Annotated in this window: 3 protein-coding genes and 1 pseudogene; 2 read left to right on the top strand and 2 right to left on the bottom strand. The window is 75.1% G+C overall.

Annotation, left to right across the window (positions count from 1 at the left end; translation table 11 throughout):
* Both AAHZ94_RS25555 and AAHZ94_RS25560 read right to left on the bottom strand, forming a co-directional pair.
* A partial coding sequence (locus AAHZ94_RS25555; RefSeq protein WP_349995557.1) for a hypothetical protein occupies positions 1–201 on the bottom strand: 201 nt, incomplete at its 3' end.
* A gap of 112 nt (positions 202–313) precedes the next feature.
* Positions 314–1,933, bottom strand: a complete 1,620-nt coding sequence (locus AAHZ94_RS25560) for an AMP-binding protein (protein WP_349995559.1) — start codon at positions 1,931–1,933, stop codon at positions 314–316.
* Between the two features lie 307 nt (positions 1,934–2,240).
* Here AAHZ94_RS25560 and AAHZ94_RS25565 point away from each other — a divergent pair.
* Together AAHZ94_RS25565 and AAHZ94_RS25575 are read left to right on the top strand one after the other, a co-directional pair.
* Positions 2,241–4,422, top strand: a pseudogene (locus AAHZ94_RS25565) (FAD/NAD(P)-binding protein).
* Positions 4,423–4,652: 230 nt separating this feature from the next.
* The gene (locus tag AAHZ94_RS25575; RefSeq protein WP_349995563.1) at positions 4,653–6,077 is read left to right on the top strand and encodes a nitrosuccinate lyase; all 1,425 of its coding nucleotides are present in this window, start codon (positions 4,653–4,655) and stop codon (positions 6,075–6,077) included.
* Positions 6,078–6,948: the final 871 nt, after the last annotated feature.

The raw sequence follows: 6,948 nt of genomic DNA on the forward strand, positions 1-6,948 counted from the left end.
GTGGTGGGGGGGCGAGTGTTTCCGCCTGGGGTGGTGTGTGGGGGGGGGGGGGGTGGCGCCGGGGGGGGGGGGGGGTGGTGGTTGGGGGGGGGGGGGGGGTTGGGGGGGGGGGGGGGGGGGGCGGGCGCCGGGGGGGGGGGGGGGCCGGGGGCCGGCCCCCCCCCCCCCGGGCACACGCGGGCGCGCGCGCGAGGGGCGCACGGTCCGCGCGCCGCCGGTGGGCGGCGGGGGTCGGCGAGGTCGCCGGTGGTTTTCGCTGCCGACGCCGGGACGTTGGTACGGGTGTACCGGAGGTACGAACGTGCCGGTGGCGTCAGGTCCAGCGGCCCGAGCCGATGGCCTCCTTGCTGCCCAGTACCTGTTCGCGCAGGTCGAGCCGGCGCACCTTCCAGGTCGCGGTCCGCGGGACCTCGCCCCAGGGCACCAGCTTCGGCTCGGCCAGCGGCGGCAGGCCGGCCGTCGCGGCGGCCCAGTCCTGCGGGTCCAGCTTGTCGTCCACCATGCACAGGACGGGCACCGGGAGTTCGCCCGGCCGGCCGAGCACGGTGACGTCGGAGGCGCCGGGCAGCCGGTCGAGCAGGATGCTCTCCAACTCGATGCCGCTGGTGCCGGGGATGATGTCCACCTCGCGGTCGACCAGCTTGAGTCGGCCCAGCGCGTGCATCTCGCCGATGTCGCCGGTGTTCCACCAGGTGCCGTCGATCTTCTCGGCGTGCCGGTCGCTCTCGCCGACGTAGTCCAGGCACTGCGCCTTGGTGGCGACCATCATCATGCCGGGCTGGCCCTTGGCGACCTTGCGGCCGGTCTCCACGTCGACGACCTTGACCTTGTTGAAGCCGGGCGACGGCCAGCCGATGTCGCTGGTCACCGCAGTGTCGTTGGACAGGTTCTTCATCCGGCCCCGGGTGAAGAGCGTGAAGCACACCGGGCCGACCTCGCTCTGGCCCCAGCCCTGGAGCCAGACCGGGAAGCGCCGCTTGGAGACGCCCAGGAAGGTGCGCACCGTACGCGGGTGGATGGCGTCGAAGGTGCCGACGTACAGCCGGATCTGGCGGAAGATCTCGGGCCGCTGGTGGGCCAGTTCCTCCCAGCGCTGGAAGACGTTGGGGCACGCTTCGAGCGAGGTGGGGCGGTGCTCCTCGATCATCCGCTCGGCGACGTCCGGGTCGTGCTGGGAGATGATCACGATCTTCTTCGGGGCGAGCACGAACTGCCCCATCACCCAGGACACGATCCGGCCGTGCGCGAAGGAGACCGAGGTCGCGGCCACGTCGCGGTGCTTGCTCGCCAGGACGGGGAAGCGGATGCGCTCCATCCGGGCGACGCCGCCGAGCAGCGTGTTGCCGGAGTGGACGACGAGCTTGGGCACGCCGGTGGTGCCGGAGCTGTGCATGATCAGCATGGACTCGTGCGGGGCGCGCAGCCGGGTCGGCGGGGCCTCGGCGCCGTCGAGGTCGCGCAGCGTCAGGGCGCCTTCGGGGGCGCCTTCGCCGAGTTCGCCGAGGACGATCACCTTGGTCTGCGGGCCGCTGAGTTCGATGCCCGCCCGGGCGGCGTTGGCCAGTGCGGTGGGCGAGGCCACCAGGACCGAAGGCTCCAGCTTGGCGATCATCGCGCGGTGGTTCTCCGGGGTGTTGGCCCCGGCGATCACCGCGGGTATCGCACCGAAGCGTGCTGCCGCGGCGGCGGCCAACGTCATGTCCAGGTGATTGTCTTTGACAATGGCCACCCGGTCGCCCGCGCGGGCGCCGGCCGCATAAAGCCGGGCGGAGAAGTCACGTACGGTCTGGGCGAGTTGGCCTGCATCGAATCGCGTGCCCTGGTCGGGGGCTATGTCAAAGGGTCGGTCCAGGTAAGCGACCGTCTGCTGCTTTGACTGGGCGTGCCATTCAAACAGCTCAGCGATGTTCATCGGGTGTTTCCGATAAGACATTCCAGCTCTCCCAGATAGGAACGCGATGACCTTCACGACGGGCCGCGCGGGTGGCCGCGCAGCATGCGTGCAGGCGCTGGTCGCCCGGGGTTATGAAGGCTAGAAGTTGTCACAAAGTAGGCTCCGACCTGCACGAATCGCCATAGCAAGCGGTATGACAAGCTCCACCATGTCAGATAGCAAGAACTAGCCGCTACCAACTCAGGGCGCCTTCCCCAAGACTCGGATGACGGTTCACTCAAGGTAACGGGCTGGATCGCTCACTGATGTGTCGTACGGGGATATACCGGGATAATTGGAGAGCGACATGGCTTGCCCCTGCCGCGATGTCTGCATCGTCGGAGTCGGCCCCCGCGGGTTGTCGGTGTTGGAGCGGCTGTGCGCGACCGCGCGCGACCTGCCGAGTGCCGAGCCGCGCACGGTGCATGTGATCGATCCGTATCCGCCCGGCTCAGGTCAGGTGTGGCGCACCGACCAATCACGGCAGTTGTTGATGAATACCGTCGCCTGCCAGGTCACCGTATTCACCGACGCCAGTGTGGAAATGGCCGGCCCGCTCGAACCCGGTCCCAGCCTCTACGAATGGGCCCGCGCGCTGGCCGCGCCGGCGGCTGGGGAGGGCGGGCCGCGGGCGGCCGACCGGCAGATATCCGGCTCCCCCGCCGAGGCCCTGGCCGACCTCCCCACCGACCTCGACGCCGCAACGCTGGCCGAGGCCGCCGCGCTCGGCCCCGACACGTACCCGAGCCGCGCCCTGTACGGCAGCTATCTGGGGTGGGCCTTCGCGCGCATCGTCGCCGGGGCGCCCGCGCAGTTGACCGTGCGGGTGCACCGCGCCCGGGCGGTCGCGCTCGACGACGCGGCGGACGGCTCCCAGCGGGTGACCCTCGCGGACGGCAGCCGCCTCACCGACCTGCACGCGGTCGTCCTCGCCCAGGGGCACCTGCCGGTGCGGCCCGCGCCGCACGAGGTCGAACTCGCCGCCTTCGCCGCCCGGCACGACCTGGTGTACGTGCCGCCGGCCAACCCCGCCGACGTGGCCGCGGCGGCCGTCCCGCCGGGCGCGACGGTCGTACTGCGCGGGCTCGGTCTCAACTTCTTCGACCACATGGCGCTGTTCACGCAGGGCCGCGGCGGTCGGTACGAGCGGCGCGCCGGGCGCCTGGTCTACCTGCCGTCCGGGCGCGAGCCGCAGCTCTACGCCGGCTCCCGCCGCGGCCTGCCGTACCACGCGCGCGGCGAGAACGAGAAGGGCGTCCACGGGCGCCACGAACCGCTGTTCCTGACCCCCGAGACCATCGCCAAACTGCGCGCGCAGACCGCGGGCGGGCCCGGCCTCGACTTCCGCGAGACGCTGTGGCCGCTGGTGGCGCGCGAGGTGGAGGCCGTGTACTACGGGGCGCTGCTCGCCGCGCGGGGCGGGGCCGAGCAGGGCGATACCGAGCAGGGCCGGGCCGAGCAGGACGGAGCCGAGCGGGGCGGGCCCGCGCGGGCCGCCGCCTTCCTGGAGCGCTTCGTCGCGCACGCCTTCGACAACGGCTCGGACGACGAACTGCTGACCGCCTTCGGCATCGGGCCCGACGAGCGCTGGGACTGGGCGGCCGTCGAGCAGCCCTACGGGGAGCGCCGGTTCACGGGCCCGGCGGACTTCACCGGCTGGCTGCTCGGCCAGTTGCGCGCCGACCTCGCCGCGGCGCACGCCGGCAACGTCAGCGGCCCCGTCAAGGCCGCCCTGGACGTCCTGCGCGACCTGCGCAACGAACTGCGGCTCGCGGTGGACCACGGCGGGCTCGACGGCGACTCGTACCGCGCCGACCTGGACCGCTGGTACACGCCGCTCAACGCCTATCTGTCCATCGGGCCGCCGGCGCGCCGCATCGAGGAGTTGGTGGCGCTGATCGAGGCCGGGACGGTGCGCATCGCCGGGCCCGGGCTGCGCGTCACGGCGGACGAGGAGAGCGGCGCGTACATCGCCGAGTCGCCGGCGGTGCCCGGCGCCGCGGGCGGCCGGGCGGGGGCGCCGCGCGGGGCGGGGGCGGGGCGGCCGGGCGGACGAGGAGCGGGGCGCGTACAGCGCCGCGGCGGGGGCGGGGCCCGGCGCGCGCGGGCGCGCCCACGCGCTGATCGAGGCCAGGCTGCCCGAGATCGACCTGCGCCGCACCGCCGATCCGCTCCTCGACCATCTGCTCACCACCGGGCAGTGCGCCCCGTACCGCATCCCGACCGCGACCGGTGGGGAGCATGAGACGGGTGGGCTGGCCGTGACCGGGCGGCCCTACCGGCTGGTGGACGCGCAGGGCGTGCCGCACCCGCGGCGGTTCGCGTTCGGCGTGCCCACCGAGGCGGTGCACTGGGTGACGGCGGCCGGCATCAGACCGGGCGTGGGCTCGGTGATCCTCAGCGACTCGGACGCGATCGCCCGGGCGGTGCTCGACGCGCCGGCCGGCCCCGGCGGCGTCCGGCCGGCGGCGCAGGCGCAGCCCCGGTGACACACGTACGACCGCACGACCGCACGACGCAAGCCAGTAGCGCGCCGTGCGCCGGTGGTGGGAGCACCGCCGCCGTGCGCGGCGGGCCTTCCGCACCCGATGGAGGAACGGTGGACGGCATCAGCAACGGCAACCGAGCGACCGAAGCGGCACCCCGACCGACCGAACCCGCGCAACCGCCCCACACCCCGGCCGCGGGCCCCGGCCAGCCCCCGGGCTCCGGCGCCCCGTTGCCCCCGGCCGACCCGGCGCAGGACCTCGCGCAGTACGCGGACCCCGGCCTGCTCTCGCCGGTCCGCGCGGGCACGCCCGTCGAGGCGGCCGTGGCCGACCACGCCTGGCTCCGCGCGATGCTGGAGGCCGAGGCCGCGCTGGCCCGCGCGCAGGCCGGGCTCGGCACCGTACCCGCGTCCGCGGCGCAGGTGATCAGCGAGACCGCGCGGACGGCGCGGCTCGACCTGTTCGCGCTGGCCAGACGCGCGCCGGAGGCGGCCAACCCGGTGGTCGCCCTGGTGCAGGCGTTCACCGCGGCGGTCGCCGAACGGGACCCGGCGGCAGCCGAGTACGTGCACCGCGGCTCCACCAGCCAGGACGTCCTCGACACCGCCGCGATGCTGGTCGCCCACCGGGCGCTCGGCCTGGCCCTGGCCGATCTGTCGCGCACCGCCGACGCGCTGGCCGCGCTCGCCGAACGACACCGCGACACGCCCATGGCCGGCCGCACCCTGACTCTGCACGCGGTGCCCACCACCTTCGGGCTGAAGGCGGCCGGCTGGCTGTGGCTGGTGCTCGACGCGGTGGAGCGGCTGGAGCGGGTGCGCGGGCAGTTGCCGGTGCAACTCGGCGGCGCCGCCGGCACCCTCGCCGGCTATCTGGAGTACGCGGGGCACGGGCACGGTTCGCCCGGCGCCGCGGCGTACGCGACGGAGCTGACCGCGGCCTTCGCGGCCGAGGCGGGGCTCGCGCGGCCGGTGCTGCCCTGGCACGCGCTGCGCACCCCGATCGCCGACCTGGCCGCCGCGCTCGCCTTCACCAGCGGGGCGCTCGGCAAGATCGCGGTGGACGTGCAGTCGCTGACCCGTACCGAGGTCGGCGAGGTGCACGAAGGGGCGGTCGCCGGGCGCGGCGCCTCGTCCGCGATGCCGCACAAGCGCAACCCGGTGCTGGCCACCGTCATCCGCTCCGCCGCGCTCCAGGTGCCGCAGCTCGCGGCGACGGTGACCGCGGCGATGAGCGCCGAGGACGAGCGGTCGGCCGGCGTCTGGCACGCCGAGTGGGAGCCGCTGCGCGCCTGCCTGCGGCTGACCGGCGGCGCCGCGGCGCACGCGGCGGAACTCACCGCGAACCTGTCCGTGGACGCCGACCGGATGCGCGCCAACCTCGGGCTGACCGGCGGCCAACTGGTCTCCGAGCGGGTGGCGGCCGTGCTGGCTCCGCTGCTCGGCAAGGCGCCGGCCAAGGAGGTGCTGAGCCGGGCGTCGGCGCAGGCGGCGGCCTCCGGCCGGACGCTGGGCGCGGTGCTCGGCGAACTCCCCGAGGTGACGGGCCGGCTGTCCGCCGAGCAGATCGCCGAACTGGTGGAGCCCACCCACTACACCGGCGCCGCCGGTGCCCTGGTCGACCAGGCGCTCGACCGGCCACGGCCGGGGCGCTGACAGGAGGTTGCCATGGTTCCGCACCCCGATGGATCGCAGGATTGACCCATGACCGCTGGGGAGGGCAGGTGAGCGCGCGGGACGTCCACACGTCCGCGCGCCGCCCGGCCACGGCATCCGGTTCCCGGGGCCGGGGCGCGCCACCGCGCCCCGCAGCCGCCCCGTTCCCGGCCCTGCCCTCCCCCACCCGGACGTGCACCCCCACGGCCCCCGTCGCCACGGCGCCGTGGGGGTGCCCGCAGTGCGAGGACCTGCGGTACGGGTATGCCGTGCGCCAGGCCGGTGCGGCGGCCGGTCCCCGGGGCGCCAGGACGCGGCGGCAACGGGGCGCGCACGTGCCCGCGGTGGGCTTCCCGCGCCCGCCCGGCCCCCAGCGGACCCACCACACCCCACGGTCCGGGCCAGCGACGTCCCGGCCGTCCCAACTGGTCCGGCTGGTCCGGCTGGTCCGGCTGGTCCGACCAGTCCGACCGGCGCAGCCTCATCTCGTACGGTCCCGCCCCGTACGGCCCCATCCCGAACGGCCCCGGCTGACCCGACCAGTGCAGACCTGGTCGATACGGCCTGGACCGAACCAACCAGCACAACCAGCCCGACCAGCCCCATCAGCCCGGCCGGTGCGGACCCCGCCAGTCCGCTCCCAACCGGTGCAGATCCCGCCAGCACGGCCCCAACCGGAGCAGACAAGACCGGTAAGGACCCAACCACCACAGACCGAACCGGCAGGGCCCCGGCCCGCTCCGTACGCCCAAGTCGCCACCGGGCCCGGCGCATCGGCGCGGCCCGCCCCGGGGGGGGTCGGGCCCCCCCCCCGCCCGGCCCCCCCGGGGGGGCCCCCCCCCCGCCCCCCGCGGGCGGGGGGGGCGGGGGG

This window comes from Streptomyces sp. HSW2009, from assembly GCF_040240285.1.
In the GTDB taxonomy this organism is placed as follows: Bacteria; Actinomycetota; Actinomycetes; order Streptomycetales; family Streptomycetaceae; genus Streptomyces.